The sequence below is a fragment of the Comamonas antarctica genome (genome assembly GCF_013363755.1).
In the GTDB taxonomy this organism is placed as follows: Bacteria; Pseudomonadota; Gammaproteobacteria; order Burkholderiales; family Burkholderiaceae_C; genus Comamonas; species Comamonas antarctica.
Genome location: NZ_CP054840.1, coordinates 3,543,539 through 3,562,482, shown reverse-complemented (window position 1 = coordinate 3,562,482; position 18,944 = coordinate 3,543,539). Strand labels below are relative to the sequence as shown.

Below are 18,944 nucleotides of genomic sequence, written 5' to 3'. Positions count from 1 at the left end.
GCCGGGCTTGAACGGGGTGCTCATACGCGGCTGCCCAGCACTTTCTGGAAGGCTCTCTCCAGCGCCTGGATCTGGCCGTCGATGCTGGCCTCGACCAGGCCGATCTCGCTTTCCAGGATGCAGGCGTGCAGTCCCAGCCGGCCGTCGGCCACGATATCCAGGTAGCCCACGCCCGGATACGACAGCAACAGGTCGTTGACGCGCGCGCGCACCACCTCGACCTGCTGCGGGTGCAGGCGCAGCGTCATCTGCTTCTGATTGCGCACCACCGACAGCGCGTTCCCGACCACGATCAGCACGCGCTCGGCATCATCGTAGTTCTCGATGATCTTGCGCACCGCGCCCATCACCAGCGCCACCATGTCGGCTTCGACCTGGGCGAAGTAGTCGACCGTGCGGCCCACGGTTTCAATCATCTTCTCGGCCTGCGCCATCTGCGCATCGGCCAGCCCGTCGGCATGGCCGCGCTCGCATTCGCGCTGGTAGGCGGCCCTGGCTTCTTCGACGATGGCATCGGCCTGCGCGCGGGCGGCGGCGATCAGGCCCTCGGCCTCGGACCAAGCCGCCATCTGCGCGGCCGTCACGACCCGGGTGCCGGGCGCCATGCGGGCCGCCAGCGTACGCTGCGGCGTCAGTGGATCGCGGGAAAGTAGGAAAGCCATTCGGGCTCCAGGAAAAGCAGGGTCTGCAGGCACAGCTGGCGGGCCTGCACGGGCGTCATGCCGCTGGCATCGCGGGATGCGGGCGATTCGGCGTCCAGGGGCAGCTTCCAGTCGGCGCGGCGGCGCAGCGGCGCGGGCGCATCGCTCCAGGCCTGCGCCAGCAGGCCGGCGCCGAGCCGGTCGGCGCCCTCGGCCAGGCCCTCGGCCACCCAGGGCAGGGGATCGTTCAGTCCGGGATGCAGCGCGGCGCCCTCGCGGCTGACCCAGTCCAGCGCGGCACGGCCCACGGCCTGCTGCGCGGCCCGCACTTCGGCGCGCGCGATGCGCTGGCGCAGATGCTTGCCCAGCAGCACCAGTCCCGCATGGCGCGCGCAGCCGTGCAGCAGCGCCGGACTGGCCAGCGCCAGCGGCGTGGCCGGGTGGGCCAGGTCGCGTACCGGCTCGGCATCCTGCTGCAGCCGCGCCAGCAGCAGCTGCGACCAGCGCCGGTGCCAGTGGCGCTGCACCGCGGGCCGTTGCAGCCAGAGCGCGGGCGCGTCATGGCCGGGCAGCCACAGGGCCGCGCGGGTGGCATGCAGGCTGTGGCTGGGCAGCAGGTTGAAGCGCAGCAGTGGTGCCGACCACAGCGCGGGTGTGGATGTGGTCACGGGGCGGCGGCTTCCAGGAAGCGTTGGCGATAGCGCCAGCCGCCATAGCCCAGCGCGGCGAGGGACAGCGCGGCAAGGCCGGCCAGCGACCAGACCAGCAGCGCCAGGCCCGAGGCCGACTGCGGCGGCACCGCGAAGCCCCAGACCGAGGCCTGAGCAGCCGTGCTGGGCGCCGCGCCGGGACGGGCCTGCGAGGCGACGAACACCACCGATACGCGGTCGGCGGTCAGGCTGGGAATGCTGTTGGTGACCAGGCGCCGGATCTGCGGCTGGATGATCTCGAGGTTGTAGCCGTCCTGGTGCTTGATGAACACCGCGGCCGTCGATGCCACGCCGGTCTCGCCGGCCGTGCCGCGCTCGGGCAGCACCACATGCACGCGCGCCGCCAGCACCCCGTCGATCTTCGACAGCGTGTTCGACAGTTCCTGCGACAGTGCATAGATGTAGCGCGCACGCTCCTCGAGCGGCGAGGAGATCAGCCCCTCCTTCTTGAACACCTGGCCCATGCCGGCAAAGCGCTCGCGCGGCAGGCCGTTGTCGCGCAGCACCTCCAGCGCGCGGCCGACATCGCCGGCGGCGACGCGCACGCCCACCATGCCCTCCTTGCCCGGGACTTTTTCGGTCGGGATCGAGGCCTTGATCAGGGCTGCCAGCACCTCGTTGGCCTCCTCCTCGGCAATCGATCCCATCAGGTCCACCCGGCCGCCGCACGCGGCCAGCAGCAGGCAACTGCCCAGAACGCCTGCTTGCAGCCAGCACATCAGCCATTGCGGCGTATTCAATCGAAGCTTCATTGCACGCGTACCAGTTGGTCGAAGTTCTGGGTGGCCCGGCTCACGGCCTTGCCGAACATGTCGTATTGCACCGACATCTGGGTCAGATGCAGTTGCAGCTTGAACATGTCCTGCATGCTGAGTTCCGGGTTCTGGGCACGCAGGATCTCGTACACCCGTGCCCAGCTGCTGCGGAATTCATCGGACATGTTCTGCGTGCCGCTGAGGATGCGGTCGCCGAGATTGGCCGGGGCTTTGGCGGCAGCAGGCTCCAGGGCCTGCACGTCCACCGCGGGGATGCTCTGCGCAACTGCCCCCGGTGACTCGGCCGCGGAGGGCGCCATCAGCGTCGAGAAGCGCTCCGTTGCCGCAGCATCAGGAGGGGCGGTGACGCTGGCCGCCAGGCGTTGCGGCGGGGCGGAAACAGGGCCGGTGATGATTTCCATGGACGTTCCTCGGGATCAGGAAAACGGGACGGCCCTCGGCGCCGGCCGCCAGGGCGCTGCGCCTGCGGGTATGGGCGGCTTGTCGGACGCTTCGCCCAGTAGGCGCGCAGCCAGCCGGGCGCCTGGCGAACGTGCAACGGAGCCTGCGCGCAGCACCAGCTGGCGCAGCAGGGAACGGCTTTCGCTGTGGCGGCCGGCAAGCTGCAGCGCCAAGGCCTTGAAGCTGTCCAGCATGTCCGCTTCGGCACCGGGCGGCAGGCTGACGGCCTGCAGCCGCTGCACGGCTTCGCCGGCGCGCCCGGCATTCATCAGCGCGCTGCCCAGGCCGACAAATGCAAATGCCTGCTCAGGGCGCAGCACGGCCAGCGCCTCGAAGATGCGCAGCGCCGCGGCCACGTCCCCCCGGCCGGCGGCAAGAAAGCCGACCTGGATGAGCAGCTGGACGTCGCCTTTGTCAGGAGGCTGCATGCGACGCGGGCTCCGTCTGGAGGGTTTGCAGCCGCAGTTCGGCGCGTGCCCGCACGGTCGCGTCTGCGGGCAGCGCGGCCAGCCGCAGGATCTGCTGCAGGAGCGGGCGTGCGCCTTCATTGGCACCGGCGCCGACCATGGCTTCGGCCAGCGCCAGCGCGATGGCACAGGATTCGGGCTTCACATAGAGCGCCAGCGACAGCAGGTCCATTGCCAGGGCGGGATCGCCTTCCTGCAAGGCACAGCTGGCGCGCGCGCAAAGGTAGTCGGGGTGCGTGGGCGCGTACAGCAGCAGGAACGAGAAGTAGGCACTGGCCTGCGGCAGCTGGCCGGATTGCAGCAGGGTGCAGGCCATGGCATAGACCGTGGCCAGGCTGTCTTGGCTCAGGCGCTGGCTGCCGGGCAGCTTCTCGAGGTCGCCGACATAGCAGGCCACCAGGGAAGCCAGGCGATGCGCGGTGTCGTTGGTGTGGGAAGAGGTCATCGCGGGCCCGGCTCAGATATTGCGGGCGATGTCGCGGGTGGTTTCAATGCGCGACTGGTCGATGGAGTCCAGCTTGTCCTTGACATCGTGAATCACGTCCATCATCTGCTGCATCATTTCATTGGCGCCCGCCGAAGCCGATTCATGCAGCTTGGCGCGTGCCTCATGGCGCCGGGCGCTGGCATCGGCGGAGTCGGCGGCGAATTTCAAACCTGACGTGGCGATCTCGCCCAGGCCGCCCAGGAGCTTGCCGGCCGTGTCCCCGTTGCTGCTGAGACTGCGCGCGCTCTCATTGAACCCGTCCACCTGCGCCTGCTTGTCGGCCACCATCTTGTCCATGGAGCGCGCATTGGTGCGCAGGTAGTCGGCCTTGCCCTCCGCCGCCTGCGCTTTGGCTTGCAGGTTTTGCACTGTGGTGCGACTCTTGGCGACGCCGGCCTGGGTGCGCAGGTCTTGGGCCTCGGTGGTGAATTTCGCGGCGCTGTCGTTCATCTTCTGGGCGCTGTCCTTGAGCTGCGCGGCTTGGCTTTGCGGATTCATGGCCTGCGCCGATTTCTGCGCGGCGCGTATGCTGCCAACGGCCTGCGCACCCGCCGCGAGCATCTGCACCGAGCCCTGGACTATGCCTGCGGCGAGGCGGAAGGTGGCAGCTTCCTGCATGTCGTCGGCCGCACTCAGAAACTCGCCGACCTGGGCATCGAGTTCACCGGCGCGTATCTCTCGGTTGACATTGCGCATCTCCTGCGCCGACTTCTGTATCAGGCCCATGATGGCGTAGATGTCGACCGACTGATGGGCCTCGGCAGCCGCCAGATCGCTGCGCAACTGCCCCTGTGCGGCCACTGAGGCCGCACCGACCGTAGCCCGCTGCATGCCGGTGGTCTTGAAGGCGTCAACCGACGCCAGCGTGCGCGCTGCCTCGGCCTGGGAATGGGCCACGTTTGCCAGGCTCGTGCCAGCTTGCGCCGTCTTCTTGCCGCGGGCCGCCAGCGCGGCTTCCTCAGCCAATCCGGGCTGGTAGGCCGCCTGGCGAATGGACGAGTCGATGTTGGACATGGGTTGGGCTTTCGGTTGTTCAGGCTGTGACGCGGACAAGGTTGGCGGCAATCTGCAGGCGGCTTGCTCCCGCGGCCGCGACCATCTGGGAGACCACGTTGAATGCGTCCTGGATTTCCTGGACGACTTTCTTGATCAGCTCCTGGTCTTCTTCCATCTGCGCCTGCAGCTTGACCAGCAGCGCGGAAAACAGCTTTCTGTCGACCTGTGCCGATGCAGCGGCGTGTTCGTCGACGGCTATGCCGATGCCCACGCCGGCGGCCGCCATCGAACTCAGGCTCGATGTCGCGCCGGCCACGTGCTGGGCGACCTGGGCCAATTGGGGAATGCTCTTGGTGATGTCGGCAATGGATTTGCCCGCGCCCGCGCCGCCCGTGGCCAGGCTGGTGACGACCGACAACGCGACGCAGGCCAGCGTCGATAAGACCAGGCCGACGATGGCCGCCTTGTTCTGGTCGGTGATGGTCAACTGGGCGACGGAGGAGACCATGCCGCCCAGCAGTTGCGGATCGGCCAGCATCGCGCCGGTCATAAAGCCCAGCGCACCGGCCATGACGCGGCTCGCGGCCTCGAGCTTTTCCTCGGGCACGCCCACGGCCTTGAGGAATACCGAGCAGGCCTTGGTCATGAGGGTGCTGATCTCCAGCGGCGGCCCGCCTGCGGCCTGGCTGATCGACGAGGCCAGGCTCATGGTGGAGCCGACCAGGCCGACGATGGCCAGCGCCAGCAGCGGCGCGGTCGCGCCGGCGGTGAACGGCGTGGCAACGGCCAGCGCCACCGTGGCAATGGCCGTGGCGAGAAAGGAGGCAAGCTTGCCGATCCAGCTGAAAATGCCGCCCAGCTTGCCCTTGGCGGCCGCGCTTTCGCCTTTCTTGATCCACGTGTCGATCTTCTCCTGCGACTTCTTGTGGTTCTCCTCCATCTTCAGCCGCGTCACGCCCAGCCCCTCCTTGGCGGTGCGCAACTGGGCGTCCTGGGTCTCGCCCTGCAGCACCAGCAGTGCCGCCGACAGGTCTTCGGCCGAGAAATTGATGGCGATATTGCCGATGCTGGGCGCGCCATTGGCATTGGAGATCAGCGCCGCCGACGCTGCTGCTGCTGCTGCTGCTGCGCCGCCCTGGCCGGCCTTGGCCTGGTTGCCAAGCAATTCGGCGCTGTCGAGGGCGTGTACACCGGCGGCCAAGGGCTCTGCCGTGCCGGGGAGGGGCGACAGCGACGCTGCTCCCGGCGTGAAAGGCGAGCCGACGCTGGCAATCTGGTTCATTGCGGTCCCTCCTTCGCCTGCGATCGGGAGCTGTCGCTGACCGCATCAGCGAGCAATGCCAGCAGCGCTTCGCAGCGCTGGCGCAGCACGTGCCAATGCGGTTTGTCGCACTGCGCCAGCACCAGATCCAGGGCTTGGCGCGCTTCCTCGTGCATCTCCAGCGCCAAGAAGCATTCCGCGGTATGGAAGGTCGGCAACGGGTCTTCGAGGTCCATGACCGAGGCGACCGAGTGGTACTGGATGGCTTCGCGGTAGCGCTTGAGCATCTGCAGCGTGGATGCGTAGGCGCTCAGGTAGCGTCGCTCCATGGTGTTGTGCGCCACCAGAAAACCAAAGCACTTGGCCGCATCGAGGTAGCGCTCCTGGCTGTAGTGGTTGTGGCCCAGCGCGTACATAGCTTCGTATTCGGTGTCGCCGTAGCCCATGATGTCGCCCAGCCCGGTGCCATGGCTCAGCAGTTCCAGCGCCTGCTCGGAAAGGGACGGTGTCGAAGCGGTGGTCATGGCGCAGGGTTCCTTTCAGCGCATGTTGCCGATGATGCCGGAGCGGTTGTCTTGCATCTTCTTCATGAAGTTGGTCATCACGTCGAAGGCTTCGTTGCGCTTGTTGGACAGGCTTTGCAGGCGCAGCATGTCCATCTGCTGGGCGTTGCTCAAAGAGTCGATGCCGGTCTTGAGGTTTTCCATGTCGACCTTCAGGGTGGCGATATTCGCGGACCGGTCTTGGATGGCTTTGATCTGCGTCATCCAGTCCTTGATGGTGGCGCCGGTCGCGTCCATCGTTCCGTTCGCATCGATGTCCTTCGGTTCGACGAGATTGGAAAGTCCCAGGTCCTTGATGCGCGTCAGCAGTTCATTCGATGCAGCGCCGCCATCCTGGCCCCAGCCCTGGCCCAGTCCGATCCATTTGTCGTCCCCGCCGCTGAAATTGCTTACCGACTCCAGTTGCTGCATGAGCAGCTTGAGGTCGCTGGGGCTGGCCTCGCCGCCTGCATTGCTGGCCTCGAGCGCCGCCAGTTCGATGCGCTTGGCGGTGAGCTGTTCATTGGCCTGGCTGATGGCGTCGTTCTTGGCCGTCACCGTTTCCAGCTGGCCGCGCAGCTGGTTTTCCAGCAGCGAAGCGCGCTGGCTTTGTACCGCCAGCAGCGTGGTCTCGATGTCCATGCCTTGCACGGACATGCCTGCGACGCTGCTTGATCCCTGGATTTGCATGGAAAGTTCCTCGCGACTCAGCGCATGTTGCCGATGATGGAGGAGCGGCTGTCCTGCATCTTCTTGACGAAGTTGGTCATGGTGTCAAACGCCTCGTTGCGCTTGTTGGACAGGCTTTGCAGGCGCAGCATGTCCATCTGCTGGCTGTTGCTCTGCGTGTCGATCATCGATTTGAGGTTTTCAATGGCCTTCTCCAGCTCGCCTTTGTTATTGACGTCGAAGCTGATGCCAGCGGCGCTGGCGGCGTTCGCGAGCTTCTCGAGCCCCTGGCCGGTGACGGTCCGGTCGTCGGGGACGGTCAGCTTGGCAGCGAGCAGCTGTTTTCTCTCCAAGCCTTCTTTTCCGAAGGTGTCTTGCACCGCGAAATCTTTCGCGTTGTAGATCTCGAGTTCTTCCTTGCTGAAGCTGTCCTTGATGGACTTGGCCTCGGCTTTCCAGCTATCTGTCTTTTCGATGGCCTTGCTTTCGCTGTCGATCAGTTCCGAGAACTTTTTCGTCGAGCCATCCTTTTCGGAGAACCGTGCCGAAAGTTCGCGCGCGGCGCCCAGGGCTTCATTGAGCTTGCCGATCTGCGCGTTGCGCTCCTGCACTTCCTTCAACTGCCCCTCGAGCTGTGCCTCGAGCAGATTGGCGCGTTGGCTCTGCACGGACATCAGCGCGGTTTCCAGATCCAGTCCTTCCAGCTGGGCCGCGCTCGACACGAAGGAGACGGCACTGACGTCGCTCATGGGAGAGTCCTCCTGTGGTTCAGATCATGGAGCGCGGCCGGCGCGGGCCGCCACTGCTCCTGGCCGGCGTGGCAAACGAGGCGCGGGCACGTTCCTCGCCGACTTCCTGGTCGACGGCGGCCATGTCGGCTTCAAAGGCTGCGCGTGCTTCAGCGCTGGCCTGCGGCGTCAGCTGGTCCTGCAAAGTAGTGCGCACCTTCTGCGGATCCAGCCCCTGGTTGCGGATTTGCTGATCGCCTGATTCCAGGTCTCGTTGGACCTTTTCGATCAAAGCCTGGGCCTTGGCCATGAGGCTCTCGGTGGAATCTTGGGTGGCCATGCCAACGCTCCTGAAAAATCAACGGGTGAACGCAATGGCGCTTGCTGCGCCCTGTCTTGTCCCGTTGAGTAACTGCGTCTGAAGCCAAGTTCCCGGTAAATATGCCGCGGTGTCTTGCGCGCGCGGAACGAAGTGCGGCCCGGGGTTACAGACAAGACACGGCACGCGCTTGCCGGCCCTTCACTCGCCACTGACATGACCAGAGTCGAATCCTTCAATACCTCGTCGTTTGACGGCACCGGATTGCAAAGCCGTGCCGGCGGCAACAGCCAGGCCGCGGTCGGGCAGTTTGCGGGCCAGCAGGTGCAGGTCGACGAAGTCGACTCGATGCTGTCCGACGCCGCCGAGGAAATCAGCATGCACCACGCCGAGAAGGCGGAAAGCAAGCATTCCTCGGAGCGCAAGAAAGAGGCCGTACGGTCGCTGGAGATCATGGGCGCCGAGGCCATCATGGCCTATATGGACGCGGCCCAGGCCAGCGAGGACCCGGAGCAGCTGGTGCACCTGGCCAAGCGCATGCTGTCGGGCATGGGCGATCCGGCGCAGCATGCGCGCGAAGCGTTCAGCGGGCCGACCGAACAGTTCATGGCCTTGCAATACGCGCTGCAGCAGGGCGAGCGCGAGGGTGTGGCCGGAGACATTCTCGAAGCCCTGCGCGAGTCGCTGCAGGACCTGGAGATGTCGCACGGCCCGGCCATTCGCGCCGACATCAACACCGTGGGCACCGCCAGGCAGGCCGGCAGCCAGCGCATCGACATCGCCCATTTCCAGGCCGCCTACCGCGATGTGGTGCTGGGCGAATCGACGCTGGCGGCGACGCTGAAGATGGCGCTCGAACGCTTTGGCGACAAGGATTTCGGCGCCGGGCTGCAGCGCCTGACGCAGGCCCTGGGCCAGGACCTGTCGTCCGCGCGCCCGTCGTGCGAGCCGGCGCGCCTGCAAAGCCTGGTGCAGGACCTGTTCCATCTCAATGTGACCGTCACGGTGCTCGATGGCTGCAAGGAATTGCAGGCCCAGCTGGCGCAAAAGCATGGCGTCTCGAGCATGTCGCCGCTGGTACTGATGCGCGGACTGGTCGATGTCAGCGCCGAGAAGTGGGTGTCGGCGCAGCGCTTCACAAGCCTGAGCACGACCTGCGGCGCCGGCACGCCCGCGCCGCAGATCCACTTCCTGACCCGTGTCAAGGCGCTGCTGCGCGAGATGCCGGTGCAGGTGTTCATCGACGCCGACCAGCGCCAGGCGGTGTTTGCCGCCGCGCAGGAAGCGCTGGATCAGGCCATCGATCTTGAGGAGTATTGATATGCGACAGCTGGAGCAGGTGCTTGCGGAATTCGGCCGGGATATCGGCCTGCAGGGGCTGGAGCCCGGTGCCAGCGGAGATGTGCAGCTGCGGCTCGCATCAGGCGCGCTGCTGGGGGCCTCGATGCAGGGCGAGGAGGTGGTGCTGCATTACGCCGAGCCGGTGCAGTTCGACACGGCGCGTCTGGTCTTCAAGGGCATGCAGCGTGTGGCGCAGTCGGAGACGGCTGCCGATCCGGTGCAGATCGGCTGGCGCCAGACGGCCCAGGGTGAGTGGCTGGTGGCCGGCACGCGCCTGCCGCTGGAGCGGCTCAATGCGCGCGAAGTGCACCGCCTCGGCGGCCATCTGCAGACCTGGCTGGCGCAGTTGCGCTAGGCCCGCAACGCCGCCGCCATCAGGAACCTGTACCGGCATTTTGTTACCCATGCAGAGCATGGAGCGTCTGCCACAGTCTCCTACGCCACACAAAGGACATGCCCATGGCAGATATTCGCCTCCCCAGCCTGGTTCTTGATCGGGGCATAGAGACCATCACCTATGCGCGCCAGGAAAATGCCGCACCCATGCCGGAACGCAGCGAAGCGCCGCCGCCAGATACCGGCGTGCGCGCTCACCTCGACCAGCTGCTGCAAAAGCCGTCGATGGACAGCCGCCTGGACCAGGCCCTGCGCCCGCCGATCGCCAACCGCGACCTGCTGCTGCCGGGGCGTTTTCGCGAGGCCCTGGGCAATGCGCTGGTGCAGTTGCGCGCCGCGGCCGGCAGCGCTGGCGATGGCTCGGAGCAGTCGCGGGTATTGAACCGTGCCGTACGACTGCTGAACGAGGAGTCCAGCCTGCGCGAGCTGGAGCATATGTACCGAAGCGCGCTGTACCAGGGGTGATGATGGCAGCCAACGCACACGCCCCCGGGCCGGTATCCGAGGCCGGTCAAAACCTCGAGTTCATCGACCTGCTGGCCTACATTTACCTGCAGCATGGCCTGCCCGACAAGGCCGCCGTGCTGCTGTCGGCACGCGGCCTGTTGGCGCCCGACCATCCGCGCGCGCTGCTGACGCTGGCGCTGGCCTGGGTGCGCTCGGCCAAGCCGCGCAAGGCCCTCGAGGTGCTCGAGCGGCTGGCGATTCTCGGCGCCATGGACGCGCAGTTCCATCTGGTGCGGGCCCAGGCCCTGCAGGCGCTCGACCGCGCGGACGAGGCGGCAAGCGCCATGCGCGCCTATATCGGCCTGTTGCCGGTGGCTGTTGCCGCGGCAACAGCCGGCCCTTCTTCCGCGCGGTACTGATCGGTTTTCCCCATGTCGCAGTCCGTTGCCTTTGCCCGTTTGCAGCGCGTGGTCCAGCTGGCCACCAGCCGCAATGACCTGATCCTGGCGTTCTTCCTGGTGGCGGTCATCTTCATGATGATCCTGCCGCTGCCGACCTGGCTTGTCGACGCGCTGATCGGCATCAACATGACGATCTCGGCCATCTTGCTGATGGTCGCGATGTACCTGCCATCGCCGCTGGCGTTCTCGTCGTTTCCCTCGGTGCTGCTGGTGACCACGCTGTTCCGCCTGGGCATCTCCATCGCCACGACCCGGCTGATCCTGCTGCAAGGCGATGCGGGCCACATCATCGATACCTTCGGCAACTTCGTGGTGGGCGGCAACCTGGTGGTCGGCCTGGTGGTGTTCCTGATCCTGACCATCGTGCAGTTCGTGGTGATCACCAAGGGCGCCGAGCGCGTGGCCGAAGTGGCGGCGCGGTTCTCGCTCGATGCGATGCCGGGCAAGCAGATGGCGATCGACGGCGACATGCGCGCCGGCACCATCGACATGGAGGAGGCCAAGCGCCGGCGCGGCGTCGTCGAGAAGGAGAGCCAGCTGTATGGCGCGATGGACGGCGCGATGAAGTTCGTCAAGGGCGATGCGATTGCCGGGCTGATCATCGTGGCCGTGAACCTGCTGGGCGGGATCGTGATCGGCACCATGCAGCGCGGCATGACCGCCGCCGATGCCGCCAAGACCTACTCGGTGCTGACCATCGGCGACGGCCTGATCGCGCAGATTCCGGCGCTGTTCATCGCCATCTGCGCGGGCATGATCGTCACGCGCGTGCAGACCGGCGACGGCCCGTCGAACGTCGGCAAGGACATCGGCGCGCAGGTGCTGGCGCAGCCGCGCGCGTTGCTGATCGCGGCCGGCGTGGCGCTGGCCATGGGGCTGATCCCGGGCATGCCGCTGACGGTGTTCCTGGTGCTGGCGGTGATCATCGGCGGCATAGGCTTCGTCATCATCCGCGGCACGCGCCGCGTGGTGAACGAGAAAACCGGGGAAGTGACCGAGGTGCCGGCAATGCAGCCGGCCGGGGAGAAGCCCAAGCCCAAGGCCGACGGCAGCGAGGAGTTCGCCCCGACGGTGCCGCTGATGATGGATGTGGCCTCGGCGCTGCAGTCGAGCTTCGATGCCGAGGTGCTCAATGAGGAGCTGCTGAAGATCCGGCGCGCGCTGTATTTCGACCTGGGCGTGCCTTTCCCCGGCATCCAGCTGCGCTTCAATGACGCGTTGCCGGCGGAGAGCTACAACATCATGCTGTCGGAGGTGCCGGTGTCGCAGGGCCGGCTGCGCCCGGGCTATCTGCTGGCGCGCGAGACCCGGGCAAATCTCGATGCCATGCAGGTCAAGTACGAAAGCGACCGCAAGTTCCTGCCGCATATCGAGACCCTGTGGGTCGACGGCGCGCTGCGCGAGACGCTGGGCCGGGCCGGCATAAGCGTCATGGACACCAGCCAGGTGCTGACCTACCACCTGGCCTTCGTGCTGAAGAAATATTCGGCCGACTTCATCGGCATCCAGGAAACGCGCTTCCTGCTCAGCGCGATGGAAGGGCGGTTTCCCGATCTGGTCAAGGAATCGACGCGCGTGCTGCCGATCCAGAAGATCGCGGAAATCCTCCAGCGCCTGGTCTCGGAGGACATCTCGGTGCGCAACCTGCGCGCCATCCTCGAGTCGCTGATTGAGTGGGGCCAGAAGGAAAAGGATTCGGTGCTGCTGACCGAGTATGTGCGCTCCACGCTCAAGCGCCATATCAGCAACAAGTACTCCAGCGGCAACAACCTGTTGCCTGCCTACCTGCTGGCGCCAAGCGTCGAGGACACGGTGCGCGGCGCGATCCGGCAGACGTCGGCGGGCAGCTATCTGGCGCTCGATCCCGCGGTGAGCAAGGCGCTCGTGGAGAACATCAAGAAGACCGTCGGCGATATCGGTGCGAGCCAGCAGAAGCCGGTGCTGCTGACCTCGATGGACATCCGCCGCTACCTGCGCAAGATGATCGAGCAGGACCTGTACGAATTGCCGGTGCTGTCGTACCAGGAGCTCACGCAGGAGATCAACATCCAGCCGCTGGCAAGGGTGGACCTGTGAGTACGCGGCACGCGCTGCGAGCCCCCGCGGGTTCAGACCCGGGCGATGGCTTCGTCCAGGGTGCCGGTCACGGCAAACAGCGACAGGAAGCCGCTCATGTCGAAGACTTCGCGCACCATGTCCTGCAGCCCAGCCAGTGCCAGGCGACCCTGGCTGGCACGCAGCACCTTGCCGGCCAGCAGCACCACGCGCAGTCCGGCGGAACTGATGTATTCAAGCTGGGAAAAGTCCAGCACCAGGCGCTTGCAGCCGGCATTGAGCTGCTCGGTCAGCAGGCTTTCGAGTTCGGGCGAGCTGCTGCTGTCGAGGCGTCCGCGCGGACGAACGATGAGGATGTCGCCGCGGCGTTCTTGATCGAGATTCATGTACCGGACCCTTTGCAAAATGGTGGAAATGACGGGACAGGAAACGCTGTTCCATGGTGTGAGTCGCATTCCGGCGCCGGCAGGTTCCGCATTCTGCGTGCGCGGCGTTCGATGCGCGCGACACGGCCTGGGGAACGCGCATGACCGACGTGCCTGACAACGCAGCCACAGCCGCCCCCGCAGTGGTGCAATTGCGGATTCTTTCGGGCTGCCACCTGGGCGCGACCCTGGCCGTCGCACCTGCGCAGCAGCTGTCTGTGGGCAGCGACGGCGACTGCGATGTGCTGCTGCGCGACTGCGGCCTGGCGCCGGGCGATGCCGTGCTGATCGAATGGGAGGCGCAGCGCTGGTCGATGCAGGCTGCAGACGGCGCGGCCGCGCCGCTCGGCCGGCCGCTGGGCACGGTGGCGCTGCTGGGCGGCATCAGCATCACGCTCTGCGCCGCGCATGCGCCATGGCAGGCGGCACTGGCGCCGCCGCAGGAGGGCGCTGCGGCGGACACGGCCCAGCAAGCGCCGGTGGAGCGCGGCGAAGATCTGCTGGAGCCGATGTTGCCCGAAGCGGCTCCTGCGCCAGCGGCGCTGGCGCCGGCGCAGGGCGAAACGCGCATCTCGGGCGTGGACTATGGATTGCGGCGCATGGGCCGGAGCACGGCGGCCGTGCTGGCAGTGCTGGTGCTGGGCGTGGCATGGGTTGCATGGAGCCTGGCCCCGGCCTCGGCGCAAAGCGATCCCGGGGACATGGCTCCAGCCCCCGTGGCGCTGTCGCCGCAGGCGCAGGAGCAGGCCGTGAAGGCGGCCAGCCTGGCCATCGCGCTGGTCGACCCGGCATTGCGCCTGCGCGTCGAGCCCCGGCCCGAAGGCGGGGTCATGGTCAGCGGCTGGGTCGACAATGTGGAGCAGTTCGACCGTTTGGCGCAGGGCCTGTCGGGCCTGCGTCCGTTGCCGCGCCTGGCGGTGCGCACGGCCGGCGAAGTACTGGATTCGCTGGCCGATGCGGGATCGGCGCAGGGCGCGAAACTGCAGTTTGCGCTGCAGGGGGCGGGCAAGGTGCAGGTCCGGGGCGTGGTGGCCTCGCCCGAAGAGCGGCAATCGCTGCTCACGCAGCTGCGCGCGCGCGCGCCCGAAGGCATAGAGATCGCCGACAACCTGCGCGTCGCCGCCGAGCAGGGGCCGGCGGTGCGCAACTGGCTGCAGGCCCAGGGTTTCACGGTCACCAGGGCCGACTGGGACGGCGAGCAGCTGGTGCTGGGCGTGGATGTCCGGGGCGCACAGCGCGGGCCGCTCGAGCGCCTGCTGGCGGGGTCGTCGACGCCGCTGACCGATATCCCGTTTCTGCTGCAAAGCCGCGTGCTCAAGGCCGAGGCCGAAGCGGCCACCGAGCGGCTGCGCATTGGCGACGCCGGGCTGCCGCTGCGCATCCGCAGTGTGGTCAGCGGCGCTGCGCCCTATGTCGTGCTGGCCGATGGCGCCAAGCTGCAGCCCGGCGGTCAGCATGCGGGCTGGCGGCTGGTGGCGATTGCGCCCGATCACCTGGTGTTGGACGGCCCTAAGCGTCTGGAGATCAACCGATGAAACTGCTATTGCCCGACCCCGCGGTGCAGCAACCCGAAGCCCTGAGTCCGCTGGAGCAAGGCCTGCGTGGCGACGCCGCGCCGCAGGTGCGCGCCCAGGCCCAGGCGCGGCTTGCCGAGCTAGAGCAGCGCACGCGCGCGGCCATCGCGGCCGGCGTGCTGCCCGGCCGCTACCGCGAACTCACCGCCCTGCTCGATGCCTGCACGGCCGCGCAGGATGTGCTTGCCGAAAAACCTTCCATGGGCGCCAACGTGCGCCTCGCCTGATCCCGCGTAACGCGTCTTTCCGTTGTCTTTGAAAGGACCTCCACCATGGCAAATGCCGCCGGCCTCACCTTCGATTCCATCAACTCCTCCATCGCGCAGGTCACCACGCGCCGCGAAGCGTCGCTGAAGGAACTCATCGCCAATCTCGGCGACTCTCCCAGCACCACCGACATGCTGAGCATGCAGCAGCAGATCCAGCAATGGAGCATGTTCACGCAGATCCAGAGCACCATCGTCAAGGAGGTTTCGGACACCTTGAAGGGCATCATCCAGAAGGCCGCTTGACGCCCGGCGCTCGAGCCGCCTCGCGGCTCGGGGGCAGCTTTGGGCCGGCTCAGCGCAGCGCCGCCGGCACTGCGGGAATCACTTCGGCCACGTTCAGCAACAGCATCGGCGGATACAGCTCCAGCGCCTGCGCGGTGGGCAGGTTGACCAGCAGCGAGAAGCGCTGCAGCGTCGAGGCGGCAATGGCGCTGACCGGCTTCTTCTCGACCAGGATCTGGCGCGCCATCGACCCGGCGAAACGGCCGACATTGGTCTCGTTGGAAAACAGGCCGAACAGGCAGTCCGAGCGTCGCACGATGCTCTCCGTCGCGCAGAACGTCGGCAGGCGCTGGCGCAGCGCGGCCTGGGTCACGGCGTCGCGGTGGGTGAAGGCAAGAAAGGTCACGGGACCGATGTAGAGCAGATCGGCGCCGCGTGCCGCGATATCGGCCACCAGCGGGGCAATCTGCGCCGCATCGGGCGCCTGGTCGGCATTCAGGCCGAGGCGCGCTTCGATCACCTGCATTCCCTGGCGTTGCGCGAGCGCCTGCAGATTGCGCAGCGTGGTCTGCGAATTGGGCTCCGCCGGGTTGTGCAGATAGCCGATCCTTTGAAACGGCCGGTAGGCCTGGACGGCATTGAACTGGATGTCCAGCGGCGCGACATGGCCCACGCCGGTGATGTTGCGTTCGGGCTGCTGCAGGTTCCTGATCAGCCCGGCGTTGACTGGGTCGGTGACCTCGGTGAAAACGATGGGCGTGTTGCGCAGCGGATTCGCCGCGTTGCTTTGGTCGTGCCGGCCGGCCAGCGCCAGCGCCGTGGGCGTGCCCCACACGTACACCAGATCCGGGCGCAGCGCCGCGACCTGCTGGCGCAGCGCCTCGGCCTCCGTCGGGTTGCCGGAATAGCGCACCTCGAGATAGCGTGCCGCGACGTTCTCGCGCTCCAGATAGCTGCGGAAACCGGCTTCGATGCTTTGCGCCGCACGCGGCAGCACCATCGCGATGGTGAAGGACGGGGCCGGCGCAGGCGCGGCGGCGCTCTGCGCGGGGGCGCGGCTGGCTGAGGAGGCGCCCTCGGCTGAGGCGCCCCCGGCTAAGGCGCCCCCGGCCAGCGCCAGGCACAGGCAAAGGCCGGGTCGCAGCAGGCGAAGAAGCAGTGCGTGGGAGGTCATGGTGTTTGCAGCAGTGGAAAGTTGGAAGGAGCGGAAGCGGTGCGGCGCAGCGCGGGCAGCATGGCCAGCGTGGCCGCGGCAAGAAGCAGGCCGATGGCCCACATGGCGCCGGCGTAGCCCAGCGCCGCAACCGCCCAGGCGGTGGCAAACGGCGCGGCAATGCTGCCCAGCCGCTCCAGCAGGCGAAACGCCGCCAGCGCCTGCTCGGGCGTGGCGACTTGCGGGCGGCAGGGGTGGGGCTCGAAAAGTTCGGTGACCAGGGCCAGCTGCGGCGAGGACTGCATGGCCTGGCCCAGTCCCAGCAGCGCGCAGCCGGCGGCCATGCCGGCCACGCCGCCCAGGCCGGGCAGGGCCCAGCAAGCCAGCGCGCTGCACAGCCCGCCGGCGAGCAGGAACGGAGTGCGCCGGCCGCTGGCATCCGACCATTGCGCAAACGCGGAGACGCTGACTGCAAACACCAGGAAGTACAGCAGCAGTGCGCGACCGGTCACGGCTGCGGGCTGCTGCAGCGCGCTCATCTGCAATGGCACGACCACCGCCAGCAGCGTCACCGCCACCAGGCGCGCCGGCAACGCCGCACCCAGGATGACGGCCAGCGCGCGCGGGTTGCGCACCACGGCGGCATAGCCGCGCCAGCCGCCCGTGGTGGAGCCGTTGCCGGCCGCGGGTGGGCGCGGGCCGAGTTGCAGGCTCCGGCTGGCCAGTGCCGCCAGCAGCATGCACAGCGCGCAGGCGGCGAAACCCGCGGCCGGACCGGCCTGGGCCGCCAGCATGCCGCCAAATGGCGGGCCGACGATGCCTGCGGCAACGATGGCGCCCGCGATCTGCGTCATGCCGCGCGCGCGCCGCGCTGGCGGCGTGATGCGCACCAACGCCGTCTGCGCGAGGATCAGGGCCAGGCCATAAGCCAGGCCGGCGAACGCGCGCAGGCCCGCCAGCGCCCATGTCGAGCCGGCCGAACTGGTGGCCGCCATTGCGGTGGCCGCCATTGCGGTGGCCGCCAGGGCGGTGGCCGCCAGCGCCAGGCTGCCCGCGAGCGCGGCACCGATCAGCGCCCAGCGCAGATCGACGCGCCGCGCCAGCGCCGGGCCCGCGGGCTGCGCCAGGGCCAGCGTGACCATGAACGCGACCACGGGCAATCCGGCCAGCATGGTGGGGCTCAGCGCCAGGGCCGGCGGCGGCATGTCCATCGCAACCACCGTGAAGAACGGGCGCAGCAGTTCCTCGGACAGGGCCACCAGGAAAATGATCAGGCGCAGCCGGGTCATCTGCGCCGTGGCAGCGCCATCGTCCGGCGTGGGCAAGGGCGTGGCCGCACGGCCGGGCGCCCACGGGCGGCGCGTGAAGGCCGCGCGCAGGGCCGCCGCGCGCTGTGCAAGCCGCTGCGTTGCCAGCGCTGCGAGCGCCGAGCGCTGCCAGCGCCCGCGTGCGCATTCGAGCAGCAGCACCGCCGCCACCACCAGCGCCAGCGCCAGGTCGAGAAACATGCCGGCGAGCTGGCGGTCCACATAGTCACGCCCATAGCCCACCACCACGCGCGCGCCCTGCGGCAAGGCGGCGGACTGCTGCAGGTCCCGCGCGGCCGCGCCATCGCCCGCGCCGGGCTGGAAGGCCGCGTGCAGGTCGCCGCCGCTGCCGCCGCGCAAGCCCAGCGAGGACAGTTCGGGCGCGCGCTGCAGCGCATCCGCGAACATCTCGCGCACGCCCTGCAATTGCGCCAGCGCAATGCCGTAGTCCAGCGCGCGCGCCAGCTGCCGGCCGAGGGCGCGGGCCATGGCATCGGCATTCCCGGCGATCTGCTGCGCCACCAGCGGGCGCGCGGTTTCGCGCGCGCTCCAGACCATCGCCAGCGGTGTTGCGGCGCAGACCAGCGCGGCCGCCAGCACCAGCCAGCGCGTGGCGCGCGTGGGCGCGGCCCCCAGCCATTGCAGGCCCAGGCGCCAGAGTGCCGCCCAGACCAGGACCAGCGTGAGCAGCAGCAGCGGGGCCACCTGATGCAGGATCCGCAGCGCCGCGGCCCGGGCCTGGGCTTGGGTCGCGTGCAGGTCGAGCACGAGCCAGAGCTGGGCGCTGGCTTGCCCGGTGGCATCGGCCAGCGTCCGGCCAAGATGCAGCCTGGCATGCGCGCTGCGCGCCAGCGAGGGCGGTGCCGCGGCCAGCTGGCGCTGCCAGTGCGCGGCCATCGCGCCGGCGTACTGCGGGTCGCCGGCCTGGGCAATCAGCGTGCCGTCGCTGCCATGCAGCTGCAGCGCCAGCAATTGCGGCTCCTGCGAGCCCAGCTGCCGCAGGCGCGCAAGCCATTCGGTCTGCTCGGGCAACGCCACGCCAAAGCGCATGCCGCGCTCGGCTTCGAGACTGAGTTCCTGGCTCAGGCGCAGCAGGCGTTGCTGGGACAGGTCGGTCAACAGCTGCTGCACGCGCCAGGTGATGAGCACCAGCGACAGGCCGAACAGCAGCACGGCGCAGAGCGTGGAAAACAGCAGGGCCTCGCGGCCGACGGTGCGTGCCGTGGTCTTCATCGGGCGCGTCCTGCCTTATAGTCG

Annotated in this window: 23 protein-coding genes; 8 read left to right on the top strand and 15 right to left on the bottom strand. The window is 67.9% G+C overall.

The features are described 5' to 3' along the window. Positions 1-20: 20 nt before the first annotated feature. The 12 genes from HUK68_RS16550 to btc22 are packed head-to-tail and all read right to left on the bottom strand — an operon-like array spanning position 21 to position 8,058. Positions 21-662, bottom strand: a complete 642-nt coding sequence (locus HUK68_RS16550) for an HrpE/YscL family type III secretion apparatus protein (RefSeq protein ID WP_175505188.1) — start codon at positions 660-662, stop codon at positions 21-23. Further along, positions 632-1,309, bottom strand: coding sequence for a hypothetical protein (locus HUK68_RS16545; protein WP_175505187.1), 678 nt, complete (start codon positions 1,307-1,309; stop codon positions 632-634). Before HUK68_RS16545 ends, HUK68_RS16550 begins: the two co-directional genes overlap by 31 nt. Beyond that, entirely contained in the window at positions 1,306-2,103 is a 798-nt protein-coding gene (sctJ, locus tag HUK68_RS16540; RefSeq protein WP_175505186.1) for a type III secretion system inner membrane ring lipoprotein SctJ, read from the bottom strand. The genes HUK68_RS16545 and sctJ overlap by 4 nt, the downstream gene beginning before the upstream one ends. Beyond that, positions 2,100-2,528, bottom strand: coding sequence for an EscF/YscF/HrpA family type III secretion system needle major subunit (locus tag HUK68_RS16535; protein ID WP_175505185.1), 429 nt, complete (start codon positions 2,526-2,528; stop codon positions 2,100-2,102). Before HUK68_RS16535 ends, sctJ begins: the two co-directional genes overlap by 4 nt. 15 nt (positions 2,529-2,543) lie before the next feature. Continuing rightward, the gene (locus HUK68_RS16530) at positions 2,544-2,996 is read right to left on the bottom strand and encodes a hypothetical protein (protein WP_175505184.1); all 453 of its coding nucleotides are present in this window, start codon (positions 2,994-2,996) and stop codon (positions 2,544-2,546) included. Beyond that, positions 2,983-3,480 (bottom strand): hypothetical protein, encoded by a 498-nt coding sequence (locus tag HUK68_RS16525; RefSeq protein ID WP_175505183.1) that lies wholly within the window; start codon positions 3,478-3,480, stop codon positions 2,983-2,985. The genes HUK68_RS16530 and HUK68_RS16525 overlap by 14 nt, the downstream gene beginning before the upstream one ends. 12 nt (positions 3,481-3,492) lie before the next feature. Then, on the bottom strand, positions 3,493-4,536 hold the full coding sequence (sctB, locus tag HUK68_RS16520) for a type III secretion system translocon subunit SctB (protein ID WP_175505182.1): 1,044 nt from the start codon (positions 4,534-4,536) through the stop codon (positions 3,493-3,495). Between the two features lie 19 nt (positions 4,537-4,555). After that, positions 4,556-5,800: a type III secretion system translocon subunit SseC family protein gene (gene sctE, locus HUK68_RS16515; protein ID WP_175505181.1), complete on the bottom strand. Its 1,245-nt coding sequence runs from the start codon at positions 5,798-5,800 to the stop codon at positions 4,556-4,558. Next, positions 5,797-6,303, bottom strand: coding sequence for a SycD/LcrH family type III secretion system chaperone (locus tag HUK68_RS16510; protein ID WP_175505180.1), 507 nt, complete (start codon positions 6,301-6,303; stop codon positions 5,797-5,799). The genes sctE and HUK68_RS16510 overlap by 4 nt, the downstream gene beginning before the upstream one ends. Positions 6,304-6,318: 15 nt before the next feature. Continuing rightward, a complete protein-coding gene (locus HUK68_RS16505; protein WP_175502334.1) occupies positions 6,319-7,011 on the bottom strand; it encodes a hypothetical protein in 693 nt (230 codons plus the stop codon). 17 nt (positions 7,012-7,028) lie between these two features. Next, a complete protein-coding gene (locus HUK68_RS23435; protein WP_208458672.1) occupies positions 7,029-7,739 on the bottom strand; it encodes a hypothetical protein in 711 nt (236 codons plus the stop codon). A 19-nt stretch (positions 7,740-7,758) separates the two neighbouring features. After that, the gene (gene btc22, locus HUK68_RS16495; protein ID WP_491523265.1) at positions 7,759-8,058 is read right to left on the bottom strand and encodes a Btc22 family type III secretion system chaperone; all 300 of its coding nucleotides are present in this window, start codon (positions 8,056-8,058) and stop codon (positions 7,759-7,761) included. Positions 8,059-8,253: 195 nt separating this feature from the next. On the opposite strand from btc22, the gene sctW reads away from it, so the two are divergent. The 5 genes from sctW to sctV all read left to right on the top strand — a co-directional run bounded on the left by sctW (position 8,254) and on the right by sctV (position 12,758). Next, positions 8,254-9,357, top strand: coding sequence for a type III secretion system gatekeeper subunit SctW (gene sctW / locus HUK68_RS16490; RefSeq protein WP_175505178.1), 1,104 nt, complete (start codon positions 8,254-8,256; stop codon positions 9,355-9,357). A 1-nt stretch (position 9,358) separates the two neighbouring features. Then, positions 9,359-9,733, top strand: coding sequence for a type III secretion system chaperone family protein (locus HUK68_RS16485; protein ID WP_175505177.1), 375 nt, complete (start codon positions 9,359-9,361; stop codon positions 9,731-9,733). Positions 9,734-9,837: 104 nt separating this feature from the next. Further along, entirely contained in the window at positions 9,838-10,239 is a 402-nt protein-coding gene (gene sctX, locus HUK68_RS16480; RefSeq protein WP_175505176.1) for a type III secretion apparatus assembly protein SctX, read from the top strand. Between the two features lie 2 nt (positions 10,240-10,241). Beyond that, entirely contained in the window at positions 10,242-10,640 is a 399-nt protein-coding gene (sctY, locus tag HUK68_RS16475) for a type III secretion apparatus assembly chaperone SctY (RefSeq protein ID WP_175505175.1), read from the top strand. Positions 10,641-10,652: 12 nt separating this feature from the next. Next, a complete protein-coding gene (gene sctV / locus HUK68_RS16470) occupies positions 10,653-12,758 on the top strand; it encodes a type III secretion system export apparatus subunit SctV (RefSeq protein WP_175505174.1) in 2,106 nt (701 codons plus the stop codon). A 32-nt stretch (positions 12,759-12,790) separates the two neighbouring features. On the opposite strand, the gene HUK68_RS16465 is transcribed toward sctV, so the two are convergent. Beyond that, positions 12,791-13,123, bottom strand: a complete 333-nt coding sequence (locus tag HUK68_RS16465) for an STAS domain-containing protein (RefSeq protein WP_175505173.1) — start codon at positions 13,121-13,123, stop codon at positions 12,791-12,793. Positions 13,124-13,263: 140 nt separating this feature from the next. Here HUK68_RS16465 and sctD point away from each other — a divergent pair, with 140 nt between their 5' ends. The 3 genes from sctD to HUK68_RS16450 are packed head-to-tail and all read left to right on the top strand — an operon-like array spanning position 13,264 to position 15,248. Next, entirely contained in the window at positions 13,264-14,697 is a 1,434-nt protein-coding gene (gene sctD / locus HUK68_RS16460; protein WP_175505172.1) for a type III secretion system inner membrane ring subunit SctD, read from the top strand. Continuing rightward, on the top strand, positions 14,694-14,963 hold the full coding sequence (locus HUK68_RS16455; RefSeq protein ID WP_175505171.1) for a hypothetical protein: 270 nt from the start codon (positions 14,694-14,696) through the stop codon (positions 14,961-14,963). Before sctD ends, HUK68_RS16455 begins: the two co-directional genes overlap by 4 nt. A gap of 45 nt (positions 14,964-15,008) precedes the next feature. Further along, on the top strand, positions 15,009-15,248 hold the full coding sequence (locus tag HUK68_RS16450) for an EscF/YscF/HrpA family type III secretion system needle major subunit (RefSeq protein ID WP_175505170.1): 240 nt from the start codon (positions 15,009-15,011) through the stop codon (positions 15,246-15,248). A 49-nt stretch (positions 15,249-15,297) separates the two neighbouring features. On the opposite strand, the gene HUK68_RS16445 is transcribed toward HUK68_RS16450, so the two are convergent. Continuing rightward, a complete protein-coding gene (locus tag HUK68_RS16445; protein WP_175505169.1) occupies positions 15,298-16,401 on the bottom strand; it encodes an ABC transporter substrate-binding protein in 1,104 nt (367 codons plus the stop codon). After that, a complete protein-coding gene (locus tag HUK68_RS16440) occupies positions 16,398-18,920 on the bottom strand; it encodes an MFS transporter (protein ID WP_175505168.1) in 2,523 nt (840 codons plus the stop codon). Before HUK68_RS16440 ends, HUK68_RS16445 begins: the two co-directional genes overlap by 4 nt. Between the last annotated feature and the right edge of the window lie 24 nt (positions 18,921-18,944).

Coding starts and splice junctions, on each gene's coding strand:
- HUK68_RS23435 (WP_208458672.1), bottom strand. CDS start 7,739: ATGAGCGACGTCAGTGCCGTCTCCTTCGTGTCGAGCGCGGCCCAGCTG.
- sctX (WP_175505176.1), top strand. CDS start 9,838: ATGGCAGATATTCGCCTCCCCAGCCTGGTTCTTGATCGGGGCATAGAG.
- sctB (WP_175505182.1), bottom strand. CDS start 4,536: ATGTCCAACATCGACTCGTCCATTCGCCAGGCGGCCTACCAGCCCGGA.
- sctD (WP_175505172.1), top strand. CDS start 13,264: ATGACCGACGTGCCTGACAACGCAGCCACAGCCGCCCCCGCAGTGGTG.
- HUK68_RS16450 (WP_175505170.1), top strand. CDS start 15,009: ATGGCAAATGCCGCCGGCCTCACCTTCGATTCCATCAACTCCTCCATC.
- HUK68_RS16505 (WP_175502334.1), bottom strand. CDS start 7,011: ATGCAAATCCAGGGATCAAGCAGCGTCGCAGGCATGTCCGTGCAAGGC.
- sctJ (WP_175505186.1), bottom strand. CDS start 2,103: ATGAAGCTTCGATTGAATACGCCGCAATGGCTGATGTGCTGGCTGCAA.
- HUK68_RS16465 (WP_175505173.1), bottom strand. CDS start 13,123: ATGAATCTCGATCAAGAACGCCGCGGCGACATCCTCATCGTTCGTCCG.
- HUK68_RS16445 (WP_175505169.1), bottom strand. CDS start 16,401: ATGACCTCCCACGCACTGCTTCTTCGCCTGCTGCGACCCGGCCTTTGC.
- HUK68_RS16530 (WP_175505184.1), bottom strand. CDS start 2,996: ATGCAGCCTCCTGACAAAGGCGACGTCCAGCTGCTCATCCAGGTCGGC.
- sctY (WP_175505175.1), top strand. CDS start 10,242: ATGGCAGCCAACGCACACGCCCCCGGGCCGGTATCCGAGGCCGGTCAA.
- btc22 (WP_491523265.1), bottom strand. CDS start 8,058: ATGGCCACCCAAGATTCCACCGAGAGCCTCATGGCCAAGGCCCAGGCT.
- HUK68_RS16550 (WP_175505188.1), bottom strand. CDS start 662: ATGGCTTTCCTACTTTCCCGCGATCCACTGACGCCGCAGCGTACGCTG.
- HUK68_RS16535 (WP_175505185.1), bottom strand. CDS start 2,528: ATGGAAATCATCACCGGCCCTGTTTCCGCCCCGCCGCAACGCCTGGCG.
- sctE (WP_175505181.1), bottom strand. CDS start 5,800: ATGAACCAGATTGCCAGCGTCGGCTCGCCTTTCACGCCGGGAGCAGCG.
- HUK68_RS16510 (WP_175505180.1), bottom strand. CDS start 6,303: ATGACCACCGCTTCGACACCGTCCCTTTCCGAGCAGGCGCTGGAACTG.
- HUK68_RS16455 (WP_175505171.1), top strand. CDS start 14,694: ATGAAACTGCTATTGCCCGACCCCGCGGTGCAGCAACCCGAAGCCCTG.
- sctW (WP_175505178.1), top strand. CDS start 8,254: ATGACCAGAGTCGAATCCTTCAATACCTCGTCGTTTGACGGCACCGGA.
- HUK68_RS16525 (WP_175505183.1), bottom strand. CDS start 3,480: ATGACCTCTTCCCACACCAACGACACCGCGCATCGCCTGGCTTCCCTG.
- HUK68_RS16440 (WP_175505168.1), bottom strand. CDS start 18,920: ATGAAGACCACGGCACGCACCGTCGGCCGCGAGGCCCTGCTGTTTTCC.
- HUK68_RS16485 (WP_175505177.1), top strand. CDS start 9,359: ATGCGACAGCTGGAGCAGGTGCTTGCGGAATTCGGCCGGGATATCGGC.
- sctV (WP_175505174.1), top strand. CDS start 10,653: ATGTCGCAGTCCGTTGCCTTTGCCCGTTTGCAGCGCGTGGTCCAGCTG.